At 64.8% G+C, this 18,445-nt stretch carries 19 protein-coding genes; 7 read left to right on the forward strand and 12 right to left on the reverse strand.

What is annotated here, in order from left to right; translation table 11 throughout:
- Positions 1-53: 53 nt before the first annotated feature.
- The 3 genes from leuC to QCE64_RS26715 are packed head-to-tail and all read left to right on the forward strand — an operon-like array spanning position 54 to position 2,465.
- On the forward strand, positions 54-1,448 hold the full coding sequence (gene leuC, locus QCE64_RS26705; protein WP_310007129.1) for a 3-isopropylmalate dehydratase large subunit: 1,395 nt from the start codon (positions 54-56) through the stop codon (positions 1,446-1,448).
- Positions 1,445-2,056, forward strand: coding sequence for a 3-isopropylmalate dehydratase small subunit (gene leuD, locus QCE64_RS26710; protein WP_310007131.1), 612 nt, complete (start codon positions 1,445-1,447; stop codon positions 2,054-2,056). Before leuC ends, leuD begins: the two co-directional genes overlap by 4 nt.
- Before the next feature lie 22 nt (positions 2,057-2,078).
- Complete coding sequence (locus QCE64_RS26715) at positions 2,079-2,465, forward strand: ester cyclase (RefSeq protein ID WP_310007133.1); 387 nt, start codon at positions 2,079-2,081, stop codon at positions 2,463-2,465.
- Positions 2,466-2,468: 3 nt separating this feature from the next.
- On the opposite strand, the gene QCE64_RS26720 is transcribed toward QCE64_RS26715, so the two are convergent.
- The 8 genes from QCE64_RS26720 to QCE64_RS26755 all read right to left on the reverse strand — a co-directional run bounded on the left by QCE64_RS26720 (position 2,469) and on the right by QCE64_RS26755 (position 10,806).
- Positions 2,469-3,239, reverse strand: coding sequence for an ABC transporter ATP-binding protein (locus QCE64_RS26720; RefSeq protein WP_310007135.1), 771 nt, complete (start codon positions 3,237-3,239; stop codon positions 2,469-2,471).
- A gap of 11 nt (positions 3,240-3,250) precedes the next feature.
- The gene (locus QCE64_RS26725; RefSeq protein WP_309924974.1) at positions 3,251-4,039 is read right to left on the reverse strand and encodes an ABC transporter permease; all 789 of its coding nucleotides are present in this window, start codon (positions 4,037-4,039) and stop codon (positions 3,251-3,253) included.
- Positions 4,040-4,049: 10 nt separating this feature from the next.
- Complete coding sequence (locus QCE64_RS26730) at positions 4,050-4,874, reverse strand: ABC transporter permease (protein ID WP_310007137.1); 825 nt, start codon at positions 4,872-4,874, stop codon at positions 4,050-4,052.
- 22 nt (positions 4,875-4,896) lie between these two features.
- Positions 4,897-5,922 (reverse strand): ABC transporter substrate-binding protein, encoded by a 1,026-nt coding sequence (locus QCE64_RS26735; protein ID WP_404987472.1) that lies wholly within the window; start codon positions 5,920-5,922, stop codon positions 4,897-4,899.
- A gap of 88 nt (positions 5,923-6,010) precedes the next feature.
- Positions 6,011-6,949, reverse strand: a complete 939-nt coding sequence (locus QCE64_RS26740; protein WP_309933967.1) for a TauD/TfdA family dioxygenase — start codon at positions 6,947-6,949, stop codon at positions 6,011-6,013.
- Positions 6,950-7,065: 116 nt separating this feature from the next.
- Positions 7,066-8,157 carry a nitronate monooxygenase gene (locus tag QCE64_RS26745; RefSeq protein ID WP_310007139.1) on the reverse strand — a complete coding sequence of 364 codons (1,092 nt, stop codon included), beginning with the start codon at positions 8,155-8,157 and terminating at the stop codon, positions 7,066-7,068.
- 25 nt (positions 8,158-8,182) lie between these two features.
- Positions 8,183-9,097, reverse strand: coding sequence for a LysR family transcriptional regulator (locus QCE64_RS26750; protein ID WP_310007387.1), 915 nt, complete (start codon positions 9,095-9,097; stop codon positions 8,183-8,185).
- A 197-nt stretch (positions 9,098-9,294) separates the two neighbouring features.
- Positions 9,295-10,806: a CoA-acylating methylmalonate-semialdehyde dehydrogenase gene (locus QCE64_RS26755; RefSeq protein ID WP_309817720.1), complete on the reverse strand. Its 1,512-nt coding sequence runs from the start codon at positions 10,804-10,806 to the stop codon at positions 9,295-9,297.
- 111 nt (positions 10,807-10,917) lie between these two features.
- On the opposite strand from QCE64_RS26755, the gene QCE64_RS26760 reads away from it, so the two are divergent.
- Positions 10,918-11,859, forward strand: coding sequence for a LysR family transcriptional regulator (locus QCE64_RS26760; RefSeq protein ID WP_309924979.1), 942 nt, complete (start codon positions 10,918-10,920; stop codon positions 11,857-11,859).
- 67 nt (positions 11,860-11,926) lie between these two features.
- On the opposite strand, the gene QCE64_RS26765 is transcribed toward QCE64_RS26760, so the two are convergent.
- Entirely contained in the window at positions 11,927-12,229 is a 303-nt protein-coding gene (locus tag QCE64_RS26765) for a DUF4148 domain-containing protein (protein ID WP_309924980.1), read from the reverse strand.
- A gap of 258 nt (positions 12,230-12,487) precedes the next feature.
- Between QCE64_RS26765 and QCE64_RS26770 the strand changes: the two genes are divergently transcribed.
- Positions 12,488-13,720: an FAD-dependent oxidoreductase gene (locus QCE64_RS26770; protein WP_310007141.1), complete on the forward strand. Its 1,233-nt coding sequence runs from the start codon at positions 12,488-12,490 to the stop codon at positions 13,718-13,720.
- Between the two features lie 30 nt (positions 13,721-13,750).
- On the opposite strand, the gene QCE64_RS26775 is transcribed toward QCE64_RS26770, so the two are convergent.
- Both QCE64_RS26775 and QCE64_RS26780 read right to left on the reverse strand, forming a co-directional pair.
- Positions 13,751-14,653, reverse strand: coding sequence for a fructose bisphosphate aldolase (locus tag QCE64_RS26775; protein WP_404987443.1), 903 nt, complete (start codon positions 14,651-14,653; stop codon positions 13,751-13,753).
- 203 nt (positions 14,654-14,856) lie between these two features.
- Positions 14,857-15,270 (reverse strand): hypothetical protein, encoded by a 414-nt coding sequence (locus QCE64_RS26780; RefSeq protein WP_309924983.1) that lies wholly within the window; start codon positions 15,268-15,270, stop codon positions 14,857-14,859.
- Between the two features lie 311 nt (positions 15,271-15,581).
- On the opposite strand from QCE64_RS26780, the gene QCE64_RS26785 reads away from it, so the two are divergent.
- Both QCE64_RS26785 and QCE64_RS26790 read left to right on the forward strand, forming a co-directional pair.
- The gene (locus tag QCE64_RS26785; protein WP_310007143.1) at positions 15,582-16,754 is read left to right on the forward strand and encodes a GAF domain-containing sensor histidine kinase; all 1,173 of its coding nucleotides are present in this window, start codon (positions 15,582-15,584) and stop codon (positions 16,752-16,754) included.
- 131 nt (positions 16,755-16,885) lie between these two features.
- Entirely contained in the window at positions 16,886-17,281 is a 396-nt protein-coding gene (locus QCE64_RS26790; RefSeq protein WP_310007144.1) for a response regulator, read from the forward strand.
- A gap of 6 nt (positions 17,282-17,287) precedes the next feature.
- Here QCE64_RS26790 and QCE64_RS26795 read toward each other — a convergent pair whose 3' ends face one another.
- Positions 17,288-18,376, reverse strand: coding sequence for a catalase family protein (locus QCE64_RS26795; protein ID WP_310007146.1), 1,089 nt, complete (start codon positions 18,374-18,376; stop codon positions 17,288-17,290).
- Between the last annotated feature and the right edge of the window lie 69 nt (positions 18,377-18,445).

An 18,445-nucleotide genomic window follows, 5' to 3' on the forward strand; every position in this document is an offset into this window, starting at 1 on the left:
GAGGAGGAGACAACCATGACATCCCACATAACAACTCATCAGGATGGCGAAGAATGAGCGCGCAAACGATGTTCGACAAGGTCTGGAACGCGCACGTCGTCGAGGAATTGAGCGACGGCACCACAGTCCTGCATATCGATCGCCATCTGCTGCATGAACTGACCGCCGTCGAAGCGATCCGCGTACTGGAGCGGCGCGGGCTCGGCGTGCGCGACGCGAAGCTGACCTTCGCGACGCCGGATCACGTGATATCGAGCGCGCCGGGACGCCGTGCCGGCGACCAGCCGTGGGCCACCGAAATGGTCGAGGCGTTCCGCGAGCAGACACAGCGTCTGAAGATCGAGCGCTTCGATCTGGACGACGCGCGCCAGGGCATCGTCCACGTCATTGCGCCGGAACAAGGCTTGACGTTGCCCGGCACCACGCTCGTCTGCGGCGACAGCCATACCTGCACGCATGGCGCATTTGGTGCGATGGGCTGGGGCATCGGCTTGTCGGAACAGGTGCAGGTGCTGGCGAGCCAGACCTTGCGCCAGCGCAAGCCCGCACGCATGCGCGTCACGCTGCGCGGCAGGCCCGCGCGGCGCGCGACGGCCAAGGACGTCATCCTGCATGTGATCGGCAAGCTGGGCGTGGCGGGCGCGGTGGGTCACGCGCTCGAATTCGCCGGCGACGCAGTGCGCGGCTTCGACATGGAAGCGCGCATGACGCTCTGCAATCTCGCGATTGAAATGGGCGCGCGTCTCGGCATGATCGCGCCCGACGACGTCACCTTCGACTATCTGCGCGGCCGTCCCTTCGCGCCGCAGGGCGATGCATTCGACACCGCCGTCGCCGCCTGGCGTCAACTGGCAACCGACGCCGACGCGATCTTCGACAAGGACGTGGACGTCGATATCGAAGGCATCGATGCGCAGATCACCTGGGGCACGACGCCCGAGCAGGTGGTGTGCATCGACGGCTATGTGCCCGATCCCGCCGCCGAACCGAACCCGCAACGGCGCGCGCAATCGGAAGCCGCGCTTGGCTACATGAAGCTCAAGCCCTTGCAGCGCATGGAGGGCACGCGTATCGACCGGGTGTTCATCGGCTCGTGTGCGAACAGCCGCATCTCCGATCTGCGCGCCGCTGCGCAAGTGGTGCGCGGTGCGCGCGTGGCGAAGCACGTGAACGCGTGGGTCGTGCCGGGCTCGCTGCCGGTGCGCCAACAGGCCGAACGCGAAGGACTCGACCAGATTTTCCGCGACGCGGGCTTCGAATGGCGCGAGCCGGGCTGCTCGATGTGCGTCGGCGCCAACGGCGATCTCGGCGCCAGCGGCGAACGCTGCGTGTCCACGTCGAATCGCAACTTCGTCGGACGGCAGGGACCGGGCGTGATGACCCATCTCGCCAACCCGGCCACCGCCGCCGCTTCGGCGCTTGCAGGCGAAATCCAGGGAGCCGCATGAAAGCCTTCGACGTGTGCACGGGACATGCCGCGGTGATCGACCGCGATGATGTCGATACGGACCTGATCGTGCGGATCGAGCGCATCTCGCAACTGAAGCGCGGCGAGTTCCAGCCTTGGGCGTTCGAGACGCTGCGCTATCGGCCGGACGGCACCGAGAACCCGGATTTCGTGCTGAACCAGCCGCCGTTTCGCGAGGCGCGCATTGTCGTGACCGGCAAGAATTTCGGCTGCGGCAGTTCGCGCGAAATGGCCGTGTGGGCGCTCGACGAGTTCGGCATACGCTGCGTGATCGCGTCGAGCTACGGCGACATCTTCTACAACAACTGCTTCCAGAACGGCGTGCTGCCCGTGCGGCTCGCGCCCGAAGAGATTGCCACGATCATGCCGGTCGCGGCGCGCGGCGAGTTGCTGACGGTGGATCTGCAAGCCTGTCAGGTGCGTGTTCCGGGGCTCGAACCGTTTGCGTTCAACCTGCCCGAGTCGCAGCGCGTCGCGTTGCTGAACGGCCAGGACGATGTCGATCAGGCCGTGGCGCGGGAAGCGCGCGTCGCCGAGTTTCAACGCGCCGACCGCGCGCGGCGTCCATGGGTTTATGCTTCGGCGTGATCCTCACGCACACACCGACACCATGACACCGGACGAACTCTCGGCACTCTATCGCGCATATATCGACTGTCTGAATGCACGGGACTGGGACCATCTCGGCAACTTCGTCGATCAAACCGCACAACACAACGGCCGTGCGTTCGGCCTGGCGGGTTATCGGCGGATGCTGGAGCAGGACTTCCGCGATATTCCCGACCTGCGCTTCAACATCGAGTTGCTGGTGGCGGAACCGCCGCGCATCGCCAGCCGTCTGCGCTTCGACTGTTCGCCGCGAGCGGACTTCATGGGCCTGAAGATCGACGGCCGCCGCGTGACGTTCTGCGAGAACGTCTTCTATACGTTCCGCGACGGCAAGATTGCCGAGGTCTGGTCGGTGATCGACAAGGCCGCGATCGAAGCGCAGCTTTAGGCTCTAGACGCCATCCGTGAAGAACCGGCCGACGATCTCGTCGCGCAGCCTGCCGACGCCCTGATCGCCCGGCTTGCGCGGCCTCGGCAGCGTGACATCGATCACGTCGCCGATGCGTCCCGGCCGCGCCTCCATCACGACGATACGGTCCGACAGCAGCACGGCTTCTTCGACATCGTGCGTCACCAGAACCATCGTGATACGTTCATGCGCCCAGATGCGCTGCAATTCGGCTTGCAGACGCGAACGCGTGAGCGCGTCGAGCGCGCCGAAGGGTTCGTCGAGCAACAGCAAGCGCGGCCGGTTGACGAGCCCGCGCGCAATCGCCACACGCTGCGCCATGCCGCCCGACAACTGATGCGGATAGTGCCGCTCAAATCCTTCGAGTCCGACGAGCGCGACATGCTCCGCAACCGCACGCGCCTTCTCCACCCGTGTAAGGGGTGCATTGCGCAGCGCTACCGCCACGTTCTGCGCGACATTCAGCCAGGGAAACAGCCGATGATCCTGGAACACGATGCCGCGTGACAGATCCGTCGTGACGACGCGTTCTCCGTCAAACTCGATTTCGCCGTCATGCGCGGGATCGAGCCCGGCGATGAGGCGCAGCAGCGTCGACTTTCCGCAGCCGCTGGCGCCGACGATGCTCACGAACTCGCCGCTCGCAATCGACAGCTCGATGCGATCCAGCACCGGCGGCGCGGTGTCGTCGTTGAAGCGCTTGCTCACGTGCCGCAGCGTCAGGCCGCTTTCCTGTTCGATCAGGCTTGCCATGTTCATTCTCCTCAAACCGCACGCGCCGCGCCGAACCAGCGGCGCTGCACGCCGCGCGCAAGGGCGTTCAACGCCCATCCCGTGATTCCCACCACGATCACGCCGAACACGACGAGATCCATGCGGAACTGTTCGCTGCCGTCCACGAGCAGATTGCCGATGCCGCTGCCCGCCACGAGCAGATATTCCGCGCCGAGCGTCGCGAGCCACGAATAGATGAGCGCGAGATAGACGCCCGTGAAAATGGACGGCAAGGCGGCGGGCAGCACGACGAACGCCAGCGTCTGCAATCGGTTATAGCGATAGGCGCGCGCCACGTCGAGATACATTGGAGACACGGCGCGAATGCCGTCGCTGGTGTGCACGACGACCGGCACCAGCGCCGCCAGCGAGAGGAACACGACCTTCGCGACATCGCCGAGTCCGAACCAGACGGAGATCAACGGAATCCATGCGAACAGCGAGACCTGCTTGAACGTGTTGAAGCTCGGCGCGATGGCGCGATTCGCCAGCTTCGACACACCGAGCAGCGCGCCGAGCACGAGTCCGAGCGTCGCGCCGATGGCGAAGCCCGTCAGTTCGCGCGCCAGCGAGGCCGAGAGCGCACGCATCAGTGCGCCGCTGCGGGTTTGCTCGACGGCCGTCTGCCACACGCGCGCCGGCGAGACCAGGATGCCGTGATCGGCCTGGGCGTGACGCGCGAGCCACCACCACAGCGCGAGTCCCGCGACCGGCAGCACGGCGCCGCGCCATGAGCCCTTGACCGCACTCGGTTCCTGTTCCAGTTCCAGCGTGGACATGTTCTTCTCCTCAGTGGGCGCGGCCGCGCTGGAGCCTGCGCTCGAACGCAGTGAGCAGCCGGTCCGCCGCATAGCCGATCGCGCCGACGATCAGCACCGAAGCCAGCACGAGATCGAGCTGAAACAGTTGCCGTCCATAGACGATCAGATAGCCGAGCCCTTCCGACGACGCGACGAGTTCCACCACCACCAGCGTCAGCCATGCCTTCGTGAACGCGAGCCGCACGCCGGTGCCGATCACCGGAATCGCGGCGGGCAGCGTGACGCGCGCAATCACTTGCCAGCGCGTATAGCGATACGCCGCGGCCACTTCCCGCAAGCCGCGCGGCGTGTTGCGAAAGCCTTGCAGCGTGGAGAGCGTGACCGGCACGAGCGCCGCGTGGCCGATCAACAGATACTTCAACGGCTCGCCGATGCCGACGACGATCATCAGGAACGGCAGCCAGCCGAGCACCGGCACCTGCACGATGGCGTTGAAGCTCGGCAGCACCCACGCTTCGAGCGTGCGCGACAGACCGAGCGCGCCGCCCAGCAGCACGCCGAGCACGACGCCGCCGCCGAAGCCGACTGCCGCGCGCGTCATGCTCGCGGACAGATGCATCCACAACTCGCCGCTCTTCACCAGCGCGGCCAGCGTGTCGAAGACGAGCGCGGGCGGCGGCAGCACTTGCGCCGAGATCCATCCGTAGTGCGACCCGAGCACCCACAGCAGCGCGCAACTCGCGGGCAGAAGCCAGGGCAACGCGGTCCAGCCGGCGGCACGCAGCGCGTCGATCGAAAGCGTCCGGTGCGCGCGCGGAGCGGGCAGCGCGACACGGGTCAGGGTACGGGCCATATTGACTGGTCTCCTCGAAGCATCAAGCGGTGGGTTTGCCTGCCGCATCGAAACGCGGCCAGTACCCTTCGAGCTTCAGCGACTTCAACGCCTGGTCGAGATACTTCGGCTCGAACCAGCCATTCACGCTCACGGGCTGACGGATCAGGTTGAGGCGCAGCGCATCGTCGGCGACGGACTGGTAGCGCGCGACCAGGAACGGATCGATCAGCGGCGACATGCGGTCCTTCAACGGCTGCTTCGCGTACTCCGCCTGCCATGATTCGGTCGGCACGCCGCTCTTCGCCCACAGCGTGAAGAGCGCATCGCGGTTGGCCTCGTCGGATGACCATTGCGCCGCCTGCACGACCGCCGTCACCACTTTCTGCACGATCTCGGGGTGCTTCTGCTCGTAGTCGTCGAGTACCAGCAAGTGCGCCTGCCGCGTGAGCTGCACGCCGTCATCGCGCGATGCGTAGACGATCTTCGCCAGCCCCTGGCGCTGCAGCTTGAACAGCGAGTAGTCGAGAAACACCGCATCGACGCCCTTCGACGCCAGCGCCGCCTGTGCGGCAGCCGTGTCGAGATTGATGACGCGCAGATCGCGTTCGCTCAGGCCGTTTTCCTTGAGGACGTTGTCGGCCACGAGTTGCAGATTGGTCCCGCGAAACAGGCCGACGCGCTTGCCTTTCAGGTCCTTCACGCTCTTGATGCCGGAATCCGGCGGCACGGCCAGATACACGCCCGTGCGCACGTTCGACGCCAGCAGCAGATGCGTCTTCAAGCCGTTCGCGCGGCCCAGCACTGAAGGCAGATCGCCTTGATAAGCGAAGTCGATCTGCTGGTTCGCGAGCGCCTCGTTGACGGCCGGCCCCGCGCCCTTGAAGAACAGCCATTGAACCTTGGCCTGCCCGGACAACGCATCTTCCACGCGATGCTGCAACTGCGCGGTCGCGGCCGGTGAACCGCCGAACGTGGGCGGATCGCCGCTGCCCTGTTGCGCCACGCCGATGCGGACCACGGCGGGATCGGCGGCTTGCGCAGAACCGTTGAACACGGCGAACAGCATCGCCGTGAAGGCGACAAACTTGAATCGTGAGGTCATCTTGCTCAGGCTGAAGAAGGGTTGACGCGGCGATGGCGCGAGGCGAAGCGCGTCAGGCGGCGCGCGTTTCCTGCTTGACGATGCGGCTGCGGCGTCCGTCGATGCCCACGGGCACGTCGCCATGAACCGTCGCGCGGCGCACGACGCGATGCGCGTCGCCATAGTCCGCCACCGCGTAATGTTGGGTCGCGCGGTTGTCCCAGATCGCGACATCGCCTTGCGTCCAGCGCCAGCGGACGGTGTTCTCCAGACGCGTGACGTGATCGTGAAAGAGTTCGGCCAGCCGGTCCGAATCGCGCTGCGACAAGCCGATGAAGCGCTGCACGAAGTGACCCAGCACGAGCGTGCGTTCGCCTGTCTCCGGATGCACGCGCACGACCGGATGCTCGGTCTCATAGAGCGTCGAGGTGAACTGCCTGCGATACGCGCGCTCGGAATCGGTGTCGGGCACGTTGCGTGTCGCGGCGTAGTCATAGGCGTTGGAATGCAGCGCCCATAATGCGTCGGCGAGCGCGCGCAGCGGTGGCGGCAGGTTGTCGTAGGCGGCCGCCGTGTTGGCCCAGACCGTGTCGCCGCCGGCGGGCGGAATCACCACGCCGCGCAGGATGGAGATCTTCGGATAGGCATCGACGAAGGTCACGTCGGTATGCCAGGAGTTCGCGCGCGTCCCGTGTTTCGAATCGAGTTCGAGCAAGCGGCTGCTGCCCGCGCGCGAAGGCACTGTCGGATGCGCCACCGTCTCGCCGAAGCGCGCGGCGAAGGCTTCCTGCGCGGCGTCGTCGAGATGCGACTGGCCGCGAAAGAACAGCACCTTGTGTCGTAGCAGCGCCTGGTTGATGGCGCCGATGGCGGCATCGTCGAGGTCGGCGGACAGCGTCACGCCGCGCACTTCAGCACCGATGCGTCCGCCTATGGGACGCACCTGGAACGGTTCATTCGACGTGACGGGTTCGCGCGCGGCCTCGGCGGCGAGTGTGGGGCTCGTGGACATCGGGACACTCCGTTGGGTTGCGTTTGTCGGATGCAGCCGCGTTCAGCGCGACGGAATCATTGAAGCATCGACAGCACATTCGACCAACGAAGCGTTTCGACTAAGCTTTACAGCGATCAGCGCGATTCATATTGACGCAGGCCCGCGATGCTTTCCTGCAACTCCTCTTCAAGCCGCGCCATCAGTTCGGCTGCCGGCAGTTCGCGCACCAGCGCGGCCGCCTGTCCCGCCCATTGCGCGCCATAGCCGAACTCGCCCTGCGCCTTCGCGGCCGCATGCAGCGCCTTGCCGGCGTCGTAGGTGACCGGATAGTCGGGAATCGCGGGCGCCTGCGCGCTGCGGCCAAGTTCGGTGAAGCGGTTGACGAGGCTGCGCGCCTCGCGTCCCGAGATCGCGGTGGTGAAGGTCGTGCGGCGCGCCGCATCGCTCAGCAGGGCGCGCCGGTAGCCCGCATCGATCGACGTCTCCTTGCACGGCACGAAGGCCGTGCCGAGTTGCGCCGCCTGCGCGCCCAGCGCCAGCGCCGCCGCGATGCCCGCGCCGTCCATGATGCCGCCTGCGGCGATCACGGGAAGGTCGAAAGCGCGCACGAGGAGACGCGTGAGCGCCAGCACGCCGAGCTTGTCGTCTTCTCCGGCGGGATCGAAGAGGCCGCGATGCCCGCCTGCCTCGATGCCCTGCGCCACGATGGCGTCCACGCCCGCCTTCGCCACCTGTTCGGCTTCCCGCAAACTGGTTGCGGATGCAATCAGTTTGATGCCCGCGCCGCGCAAGGCGTCGATCGCACGCTGCGACGGCAGCCCGAAGTGGAAACTCACCACTGCCGGCTTCTCTTCGACGAAAACCTGGAGCATCGCTTCATCGACGACAAAGCTCGGGTAGATCTCGCTCAGCGTGGCGGGCGGCGTCGCGCCGTATTGCGCGAACACCGGCGCGAGCCAGTCGGTCCATGCCTTCTCCACCGCCACGTTGGCGGTGGACGGCGCGTGACAAAAGACATTGACGTTGAAGGGCCTGGCGGTCAGTGCACGGGTCTCGCGAATGACCTTGCGTGCGCCTTCCGCGTTCATCGCGCCGACGCCGAGCGAGCCCAGCCCGCCGGCTTCCGATACCGCCGCGGCCAGCGCGGGCGTGCTGACGCCGGCCATCGGCGCCTGGATGATCGGCGTCCGGATGCCGAGTAGCGATGTCAATGGGTTCGTGCTCATGTTGATCGTCCCTTGAAGGTTGCATTCAGCGCGTGCCGAGCTTCTCGACGACGAAGTCGACGAACGCCCGCACGCGCGACGACAGATGCCTGCCGTGCGGATAAAGCAGGATGAATGGCCGGCTGCTTCCGCCGGCCTCGCGCAGCACTTCGACGAGCGTGCCCGCGCGCAGTTCCTCGGCCACCGCGAAGCGGTAGGTCTGGAACAATCCCGCGCCGTGCAGCGCGAGCGGAATGCCCGCGAGCGCGTCGCCGGAGGTGCCATAGACGGCTTCCACCACCATCTCCACGGCCTCGCCGTTCTGCATGAAGCGCCACGGCACGGGCCGGCCGGTGCTCGGCATCTCGAACTGGATGCAGTCGTGATGACGCAGATCCTCGATGGTATGCGGCACACCCGCCCGCTTCAGATAAGCGGGCGAAGCGACGATCACGAGTTCCGCGTCCTCGAGCTTGCGCGCGATCAGGTTGGAGTCGCGCGGCGCGCGGCCACGGATCGCGAGGTCGAAGCCTTCCTCGGCGAAGTCGATATTGCGGTTGCTCAGATGCGCTTCCACCGTGACATCGGGATAACGCGCGCGGAATTCCGCAAGGATGGGCAGCATGCGGAAGTGCCCGTAAGGCGTCGGCATGCTGATGCGCAGCACGCCCTTGGGCGTGGTCTGCTGGCCGGTGGCTTCGCGCTCGGCTTCGGCCAGACGATTCAGCGCGTCGCGGCATTGCTCGAAGTAACGGCGGCCGGCATCGGTCAGGCGGATCTGGCGCGTCGTGCGCACGAACAGCCGCACGTCGAGGCGCTTTTCCAGCCGCGCGACGGCACGGCTCACGGCAGCAGGCGTGACGCTCGCAGCCGTCGCGGCCAGCGTGAAACTGCCGAGTTCAGCCGCGAGGCAGAACAGCTCGATGCTGCCAAGAAGAAGGTCGTCGAATTGCCGCTGCATGTCGGTGGACACTATGTCCCGGTTCACTGTGCTGCATCTTCGCCATGCGCGGCCCGCGAGTCAATCGACGCGCATGCATTTGACTTGTGACTGCGCGGAACAGATGCGCCGGTTCAAGCCGAAAAAAAGCCCGCTTGTCCGGTCAGGAGAAAGCGGGCGTTGCTTGCAAGCGTGCCATCGGAATGGCAGGCGATGCCTTACTTCGCGGTCGGCATCGCGAATTCGGCGCCCTTCTCGGTGCTTTCGGGCCAGCGCTGCATGATCGACTTCTGCTTCGTGTAGAAACGCACGCCTTCCTCGCCGTACGCGTGCATGTCGCCGAAGAGACTGCGCTTCCAGCCGCCGAAACCATGCCATGCCATCGGCACCGGAATCGGCACGTTGATGCCCACCATGCCCACCTCGATGCGGCGTCCGAACTCGCGCGCAATGTGGCCATCGCGCGTGTAGCAGGCCACGCCATTGCCGAACTCGTGCTCGTTGACCAGATCCACGGCTTCGCTGAAGTCCTTCACGCGCACGCAGGCGAGCACCGGTCCGAAGATCTCTTCCTTGTAGATGCGCATTTCCGGCGTCACGTGGTCGAACAGCGTGCCGCCCGTGAAGAAGCCGTCCTCATGACCCGGCACCTTGAAGCCCCGGCCATCGACGACCAGCTTCGCGCCTTCGTCCACGCCCATCGCGATATAGCCTTCGATGCGCTCCAGCGCCTGACGCGTGACGATCGGGCCCATTTCGGCATCGTCTTCCATGCCGTTCTTGATCTTGAGCTGCTGCGCGCGCTCGGCGAGGCGCGGCACGATCTTGTCCGCGACATCGCCCACCAGCACCGCCACCGAAATGGCCATGCAGCGCTCGCCCGCCGAGCCGTAGCCCGCGCCGATCAACGCATCGACAGCCTGGTCGAGATCCGCATCCGGCATCACGACCATGTGATTCTTCGCGCCGCCGAGCGCCTGCACGCGCTTGCCGTGCTTCGCGCCCGTTTCGTAGATGTAGTTGGCGATCGGCGTCGAACCGACGAAGCTGATCGCCTTCACTTGCGGGTGCGTGAGCAGCGCATCGACGACGACCTTGTCGCCCTGCACGACGTTGAAGATGCCGTCCGGCAAGCCGGCTTGCTTGAGCAGCTCGGCCATGAACAGCGACGCCGACGGATCGCGCTCGCTCGGCTTCAGGATGAACGCATTGCCTGCCGCGATGGCGACCGGGAACATCCAGCACGGCACCATGCACGGGAAGTTGAACGGCGTAATGCCCGCGACGATGCCGAGCGGCTGGCGCGTGGTCCAGTTGTCGATGCCGGTGGACACCTGTTCGGTGTAGTCGCCCTTCAGCAGTTGCGGAATGCCGCAGGCGAATTCGATCACGTCGATACCGCGCGACACCTCGCCCTGCGCATCCGAGAACACCTTGCCGTGCTCGGCGGTGATGATGGCCGCGAGTTCGTCGCGATGCTTGTTCATCAGCTCCAGGAACTTGAGCATGACGCGCGCGCGGCGGATGGGCGGCATGTCGCGCCAGGCCGGGAACGCCTGCTTCGCGCTGGCGACCGCAGCGTCCACGTCGGCGGCTTCGCCGAGCACGAGCTTGCGCGGACGTTCGCCCGTTGCGGGGTTGAAGACCGGCTGCGTGCGCGTGGCCGAGCCGTTCGTCCGTTGACCGTGGATGTAATGGACCACGTCGGCGGTATCGTTGAACGCTTGCATCTCGTCTCCTTCACTGAATGTTTGGGCAATGGTCACAGTGTAGGAAGCATCGGGCTCCGCGCAAAGACGCTATGATTGAACTCATTGTTTATTCTGGCAAACAATGAGCAGATGGAAGAGCAAAAGATCGAGGCTCTCTGGACCCATTTGCACTGGCTCACGGTGCTCGCGGAACAGGGCAGCTACACGGCGGCGGCCGCCCGCCTGAATGTCTCGAAGGCGGCCATGAGCCAGCGCATCGCGGAACTGGAGCGCGCGGCGGGCGTGCCGCTCGTCACCCGCACCACGCGCAGCGTGCGCTTCACCGAGGCGGGCCGCCGGCTCGTCGACGACACGCGCGAGCAGTATCAGCACATCGCGTCGAGCTTTCTGAGCGTAAGGGAGATGGCGGGCGTCGCGCGCGGGCTGATCCGGATGACCGCGCCCATGGCGTTTTCACGCCAGCAACTCGTGCCGAAGATGTCGGGGTTCCTGCATGCGCATCCCGAAGTGCGCGTGCAGCTGGAAGCCGCCGACCGGCTCAGTTCCATCGCCACCGAGGGTTTCGATCTCGCGGTGCGTCATAGCGCGCAGGTCCCCGACACGCACGTGGCCTGGAAACTGTGCGATACCTATTCGGTGATCGTTGCCACCCGCGCCTATCTCAAGCGGCGCGGCACGCCGCAGACGCCGAACGATCTCGCCACGCACGACTGTCTCGTCTATCCGCGCGCGCAGTCTGCGAGTATCTGGTCGTTTCAGCGCAAGGGCGGCCGCAAGAGTTCGGCGGGGCCGCACACGCTGGCCGTCAGCGGACCGTTCGAAGCCAATAACAGCGAGGTGTTGCGCGACGCCGCGCTCGATGACCTGGGCATCGCGTTGCTGCCGGACTTCACTGCGCAGGCGGCGGTGCAGACGGGCAAGCTGGTGGTGCTGCTGCCGGAATGGCGTCCGGTCGGCGCGTTCGCGGATCAGCTTTTCGTGGTGCGGCCTTATTCGCCGCATGTGCCGCGGGCCGTCGCGTTGTTCATCGGGTATTTGCGCGAGACCTTTTCGGGCGGGTTTCCGCTTTGATTTACGAACGCCTGAATGCAAACGCGCCCGCATGGTTGCGGGCGCGTTGCTTGATGAGGCTGCTTGCTTAGTGATGCGCGAACGTCGACGTCACGTCGTTTTGAATCGCAGTGACACGTGCGCCCGATTGCGAGCCGCCGTCCGCCACACCGCCGTAGGCGCTTTGCGCCGCGACACGCGCTTCGGCTGCCTGGATGTCGGCGGGATACGTGGTGTCGTTGACGACGCCCGGGTTGTAGCCTGCCTTTTCCAGTTGAACGATCTGCGCGCGGACTTCAGCGCGCGTCACGGGTTGGTTCGATTGCGCGAAAGATGCGACCGGAGCGGCGAAAGCGAGAGCGACCGCTGCAATACCGATGAGCTTGTTCATGATTCATTCCTCCGTACCTTGAGTTTTTGGGTTGTCGCTCACGCTGCCTTTGCCTGACTTGCTGCTTCGTTTGCGACCGTTGAGGCAAGTTTAGGGATCGCTCCATCTAGGGTAAATACCTAATCTGCGAAATCACTTTTGGCGAAAAACCGACTAATCCGGGCACATGCGAAGCCGGACGACGGCGCTCCATATCGGCTATAAAGAAGAACGAAGGTGGCCTTTGGTGCGAACGATCGTTTAGACAGGAGAATCGCCTTGAAGCGCATCCTGGTAATCGGCGCGGGTTTCGCGGGTCTGTGGAGCGCGCTGTCCGCCGCGCGCAAGCTCGATGAAATGGGCCCCGTCGCCGGCGAGACCGAAGTGGCCATCGTCAATCCGGCGCCCTTCCACAGCGTGCGGGTGCGCAACTACGAGCAGCCGCTCGATCCCACGCTCGTCCCGCTCGATACCGTGCTCGGTCCGGCGGGCGTGCGCCTGATCCAGGCGAAGGTGACGGACATCGACAGCCCGAACCGGCGCGTAACCGTCGCGCATGACGGCGCGTCCGAGACGCTCGACTACGACCGGCTGATCCTGGCCGCGGGCAGCGTGCTGGTGCGCCCGCCGATTCCCGGCCTCGACCACCATTCCTTCGATGTCGATACCTACGCCGGCGCGTGCCGTCTGCAGGCGCATCTGCTGACGCTGCCCGCGCTGCCCGATACGCCCGGCCGCTACACGGCGGTGGTGATCGGCGCGGGTCTGACGGGCATCGAACTCGCGGCGGAACTGCCTGCGCGGCTGCGCGAGATCGTCACGGAAGGCGAACGCGGCCGCGTACGCGTGGTGCTCGCGGATCGTTCGACGCGAATCGCCCAGGCGATGGGCGGCGCGCAGCCGGTCATCGAAAACGCGTTGAACACGCTGGAAGTCGAGTTGCGGCCGGGTGTGTCGCTGGAATCAGTCGATGAACGGGGCGTCACGCTCACGCAAGATGGCTCGCGCGAAACCATCGAGGCCGCGACGGTCATCTGGTGCGGCGGCATGCATGCGAATGCGCTGGCGGCGCAGCTACCGGTGACGCTCGATCCGCTCGGCCGCGTGCCCGTCGATACCTTCCTGCGCGCGGAAGGCGTGCCCGGCGTGTTCGCGGCGGGCGACTGCGCGCGCGTGCTGATCGACGGCACACGGCCTTCGGTCATGTCGTGCCAGCATGGCCGGCCGATGGGACGCTATGCCGGGCACAACGCCGTGTGCGATCTGTTCGGTGTCGAGATGTTGCCGCTGTCGATCGACTGGTACACGACCATCTGCGATCTCGGGCCGTGGGGCGCGGTCTATACGGAGGGATGGGACAGGCAGCTCGTGTCGCAAGGCGAGGCGGCCAAGCAGACGAAGCGCACGATCAACGGCGAGCGCATTTATCCGCCGAGGAACGGCACGCGCGAGGCGCTGTTTCAGGCGGCGGCGCCCGTGGTGCAGACGCCGCCGCCGACGCATCGCAGCTGACTCGCTGCGATGCGGTGAAGCTGGGAAGCGTCAGACCTTCTGCACGGACGCGTCGTAGATCTCGTTGATCGACTCTTCGAGCGTCTTGTCGAACTCGCTGTCGCTCATCGACTTCTTCAGCTCGTTGATGAGCGCGCGCGAGAAACTCGCGATCATGCCGTGGTTCTCCGCGAGCTTCTTGCAGGCGTCGGTACGCGTATAGCCGCCCGACAGCGCCACCACACGCACGACACGCGGATGCTCGATCAGCGGACGATAGAAATCCGCTTCGTCCGGGATGGTCAGCTTGATCATCACCTGGCTGGATTCAGGCAGTGCGTCGAGACCCTTGAGCAGTTCGTCGCGCAGGATCTTTTCCGCGCCCTTCTTGTCCGGGCTCTTGATCGAGACTTCGGGTTCGAGGATCGGCACGAGACCATGCTTGATGATTTGTGCGCCAACTTCGAACTGCTGTTTCGACACAGCGGCGATGCCCTTTGCGTCGGCCTGATGGATCACCGAGCGCATCTTCGTGCCGAACACACCCAGCTTGGCCGCGCGCGCGAGCAGTTCATCGAGACCGGGGATCGGCTTCATCACCTGCACGCCGTCCGCTTCCGCCTCCAGACCCTTGTCGACCTTCAGGAACGGCACGATGCCGCGGTCTTCCCACAGGAACGTCGGCACCGGCTTGCCGCCGGCTTCGCCGTCCATCGTGCGCTCGAACAGAATGGCGCCGATCACTTTCTGGCCCGTGAACGAAGGCGCCGTCATGATGCGCACCCGCATTTCGTGCATCAGCTTGAACATTTCGGCGTCGCCGTCATAGGCGTCTTCCGGAATGCCATATTGCTTGAGCGCGCCCGGCGTCGAACCGCCGCTCTGATCCAGAGCGGCGATGAAACCATTCTTCTCAGCCATTTGCGCGAGCATCTTTTCGTTAGCCACGAACATTTCCTCCTCGAAGTTCAAACACCGGGTTCGGCGCATTCGAATTCACGCCTTTACCCGGGCTTATGGTTCAACTTCCTCAAGTGTAATGGTTTTGACGGATGGAAAAGGCGCGCGAAGCCGCCTTTCGTGAGCAAAGCGGCCGCGAAAGGGCCGCTATCGTGCGTTAGCGCACTTGCTTCAGTGATTTTGTCGCGCGATGAGGCTCAGGAGGCGGCCGATTCGAGATCGCTTGCCACGACGGGCTTGACGCCTGTGCGCCAGAATCGCATGGCTCGACGCAGGACCGAAGGCGCGTGCGCGAAATCAGCTGCTTGCGGGAGTTCCGCATGATCGTTCGACGTGACGCTGAGCGTTTCACTCGATGGCGCCGGTGCCGTCACTTCAGGCTCGGGAACCGGCGCGAGTCTTTCCCTGGCGTCGCCGCAACGCGCGTTGAGCTGGCGGCGTATCTCGGAGTCGTCGATCAAGGCCTGCGCACTCGACATGCCGCGCTCGAATTGCAGCGCATAAGCGATGTCGGTGAAGTTTTCATAGCGGCCGGTGTCGGCCAGTTCGAACGCCAGTTCCGCGGTGCGGCGGCGCTTCCATGTTTCGAGATCGTCTTGGCCCGTGCTCACGAATGTCCTCTTATGAGCGATGAGGTGCCGACGATGTTAGCCCGCCGCCAAACGTTTTACCGTTGTCGCGTCACAACAAGCAGACGAAAGACGCTCAACAAATCGCACAAAAAACGCTTGCCTTGCGCATGGGATTCGCTTAGCCCGCGCACAACGTGCGCTTGATGACCGTGTTTCCGCTGCCGGCATGTTGTATTGCTTGCAATTGCGCCAGCCGGAGCGGCATCATCCGGGCACCTCATCAGTTCGCTGCTGTCTTGCGAGCCTTACCCACAGCAACCATCAAGCGAATGGAACACGAGTCGAGAGAATTGATCCTGCGGGATCTTGGCGCGGTGGCCCGCATCAATGCGGTGCCTTCGATGCTCGAGATGATCTGCAGTGAATCCGGCATGGGATTCGCCGCCGTTGCGCGAGTCAGCGACCTGACCTGGACCGCTTGTGCGGTGAAGGACAACATCAGTTTCGGCTTGCAGCCCGGCGGCCAGCTCGACCTTCACACGACGCTGTGTCATGAGTCCCGTGAGGCTCGTGTCCCGATCATCGTCGACGATTTCGACACCGATACCCGCTATGGCGGGCATCACACGCCGACCCTCTACAAGCTGCGCAGCTATATCTCCGTGCCCATCGTGCTGCCGGACGGCGAGTACTTCGGCAATCTCTGTGCAATCGACAGCCGGCCCATGCACGTGTCCGATCCGCGCGTGGTCCGCATGTTCGAAGTCTTCGCCAATCTCATCGCGTTGCAACTGGACAGCGACAAGCGGCAGTGGTCCACCGAGAATCTGCTTTCCAGCGAGCGCGAAAGTTCGAAGCTCCGCGAGCAATTCATCGCGGTGCTCGGTCATGACTTGCGCAGTCCGCTGGCGGCGATCAGCGCGAGCGCGGAATACCTGCAACTCAAGGCGGAGTCGCCCGACATGACCGCGGTGGCAAAGCGCCTGAGGTCGAGCGCTTCCCGCATGTCGAAGCTCATCGACGACATCATGGACTTCGCGCGCGGCCGGCTGGGCAACGGCATTCCCGCGCGTATCGAACGGGTGGAGAATCTCGGCCCGTACCTGCAGACGGTCGTCAACGAGATCACGCAGGCCAACGAAGACCGGAAGATCTTCGCGACACTGGCCATCGAGCGTCCCGTCGATTGCGATCCGGCGCGTCTGCAGCAACTCCTCGCGAATCTGCTCGCCAACGCCGTGACCCACGGTAGCTCCGATGCGCCCGTGCGCGTGTCGGCCAACACGGATGCGACCCATCTGGTCATCGAGGTAGCGAATCAAGGCGATTCCATCGCGGAGGAGTCGCTCGCGAAAGTGTTCGAACCGTATTGGCGCGCGGCGAACAAGACGCCCGGCGAAGGTCTGGGTCTCGGGCTGTATATCTGTCAGCAGGTCGTCAACGCACACAAGGGAACGATCGAGGCGTGTTCGTCGCAGGCGAACGGCACGTGTTTCACCGCACGCATCCCGCTGGTTGCATGATGACGGGATCAGGTCCGAACCATGCGCTCATGGACGATAGATTGTTTTTCCAGCCCGACAGTACGATGAGGACGCCACGCAGCATGAACGGCCAGGCAGCAAACCCACAATGCGTCATCTGGACGCGCCGGATGAAAGATGCGCTCGATGCCCCGCGCGTGCTCGTTGTCGACGACTTCACGGATACCGCGGACGCGATCAGCATGGTGCTGGCCATCGGCGGATTCGATTCGAATGCCGTCTACAGCGGACGCCGTGCGATCGACACCATCGGTCAATGGCGCCCGCAGATCGTGCTGCTGGACATCTGGATGCCGGATATGTCGGGACTGGAAGTCGCCGCGCAGCTGCGGGCCAACGCGAGCACGTCGGATACCGTATTGATCGCGCACTCGGCGGCGTCATCGGCGTCCGACCTCGAACGCGCGAAGCACGCGGGCTTCGACGCTTTCTGCGCAAAACCGACGGACTCCGCGATCCTTGCGCCGCTGTTGCGGCATTTCGTTCCGGACGCTTCGGCGAGTTAGCGAAAGCTACAAATCGACGCGTTCGCGCGGTTCCCGCATCGGACAGCCGTTACGCTCGCCGCGAAAGTCCGACGACACCTCGTACGACATCCGCCGCGCGCGCATCACGCCACCCAGCGGCCGATGCGCCGCCACGCCATGCCACGGACTGAAGGCCATGCCGTCGTCGATGCCGCGCTCGCGCTGCGGGTTCCACGTGCTCTGCGGCGCCACGCGAATGCGCGCCACCGTCACATAGGGACTCTCGTCTTCCGGCCATTGCACCGAGGCATCCTCGATGGGCATCTTCTCGATGTCGGTCGCCAGTTGCACGCGCACTTCCCATTCGGCGCCGTTCGCCATGAAGAACTCGCTGACGGCTTCGCGCAGGCCATCGGGACGGTCCTTCAGATCGACGGGGGCGTCCGTCAGCGCCGTCAGTTCCGCCGATACGGGCGCGACGCTCAGCTTGCCAAAGTACCGGCCATGGAGAAGCGGCACGGCTGTATAGAAGGTCTCGCCCAGAATGTGCGTCTCGGGATGACCGCCCAGGCTCTTGATCATGCCGCTCTCGCCGCCCAGCTTTTCGATCAGCGCTTCCGTGCCGCGCAGCATCGCCGACAGCGCCTTCTTGCCGCCCGGCATCTTGTCGGTGGTTTTTGCGAGCAGCTTGAGATTCGAGAGGAACTTCTTCGGCGTCGCGGCCGTGAAGGCCGGGGCGTTGATCATCACCAGATCCTGCGTGCGATCGCCTTCGCTGCCCGGCAAGCGCTCGCCCTCGACGCCGATGATCTTCACGGCAAGTCCGCGCGGGGTGGAGACGTTGTCGTCGAGCACGTCGCCGGGATTCGTCGACAGACGAAGCACCACGGGAAAGCTCGCAGGCTGCGCGAAGATGCCTTGCGCGAGTTCAGGCGGCAGGCCGGCATTCACCTGCATTTCGCCGGTCAGCAGGCCGTGGCTTTTCGCATGCACGCTGCGGATCGCATGTCCCGAGTCGGCGTAGGTCTTCTCGGTGATGCCGCGCATCGTTTCCGCGAGTTCCCTCGTGGTCTCGGCTTCGTCGTCGGGGATCTGTTCGAACGCGGGATCGAACGGCAGCGCGGGATTGGGCATGGAAGCTCCGGTCTGTGGGTGTTTTGAACAACACCCAGCAACCCCTGTGCCGTCGCGCGTGGACCGGTC

It is taken from the genome of Caballeronia sp. LZ043, assembly GCF_031451075.1.
Classification (GTDB): Bacteria; Pseudomonadota; Gammaproteobacteria; order Burkholderiales; family Burkholderiaceae; genus Caballeronia.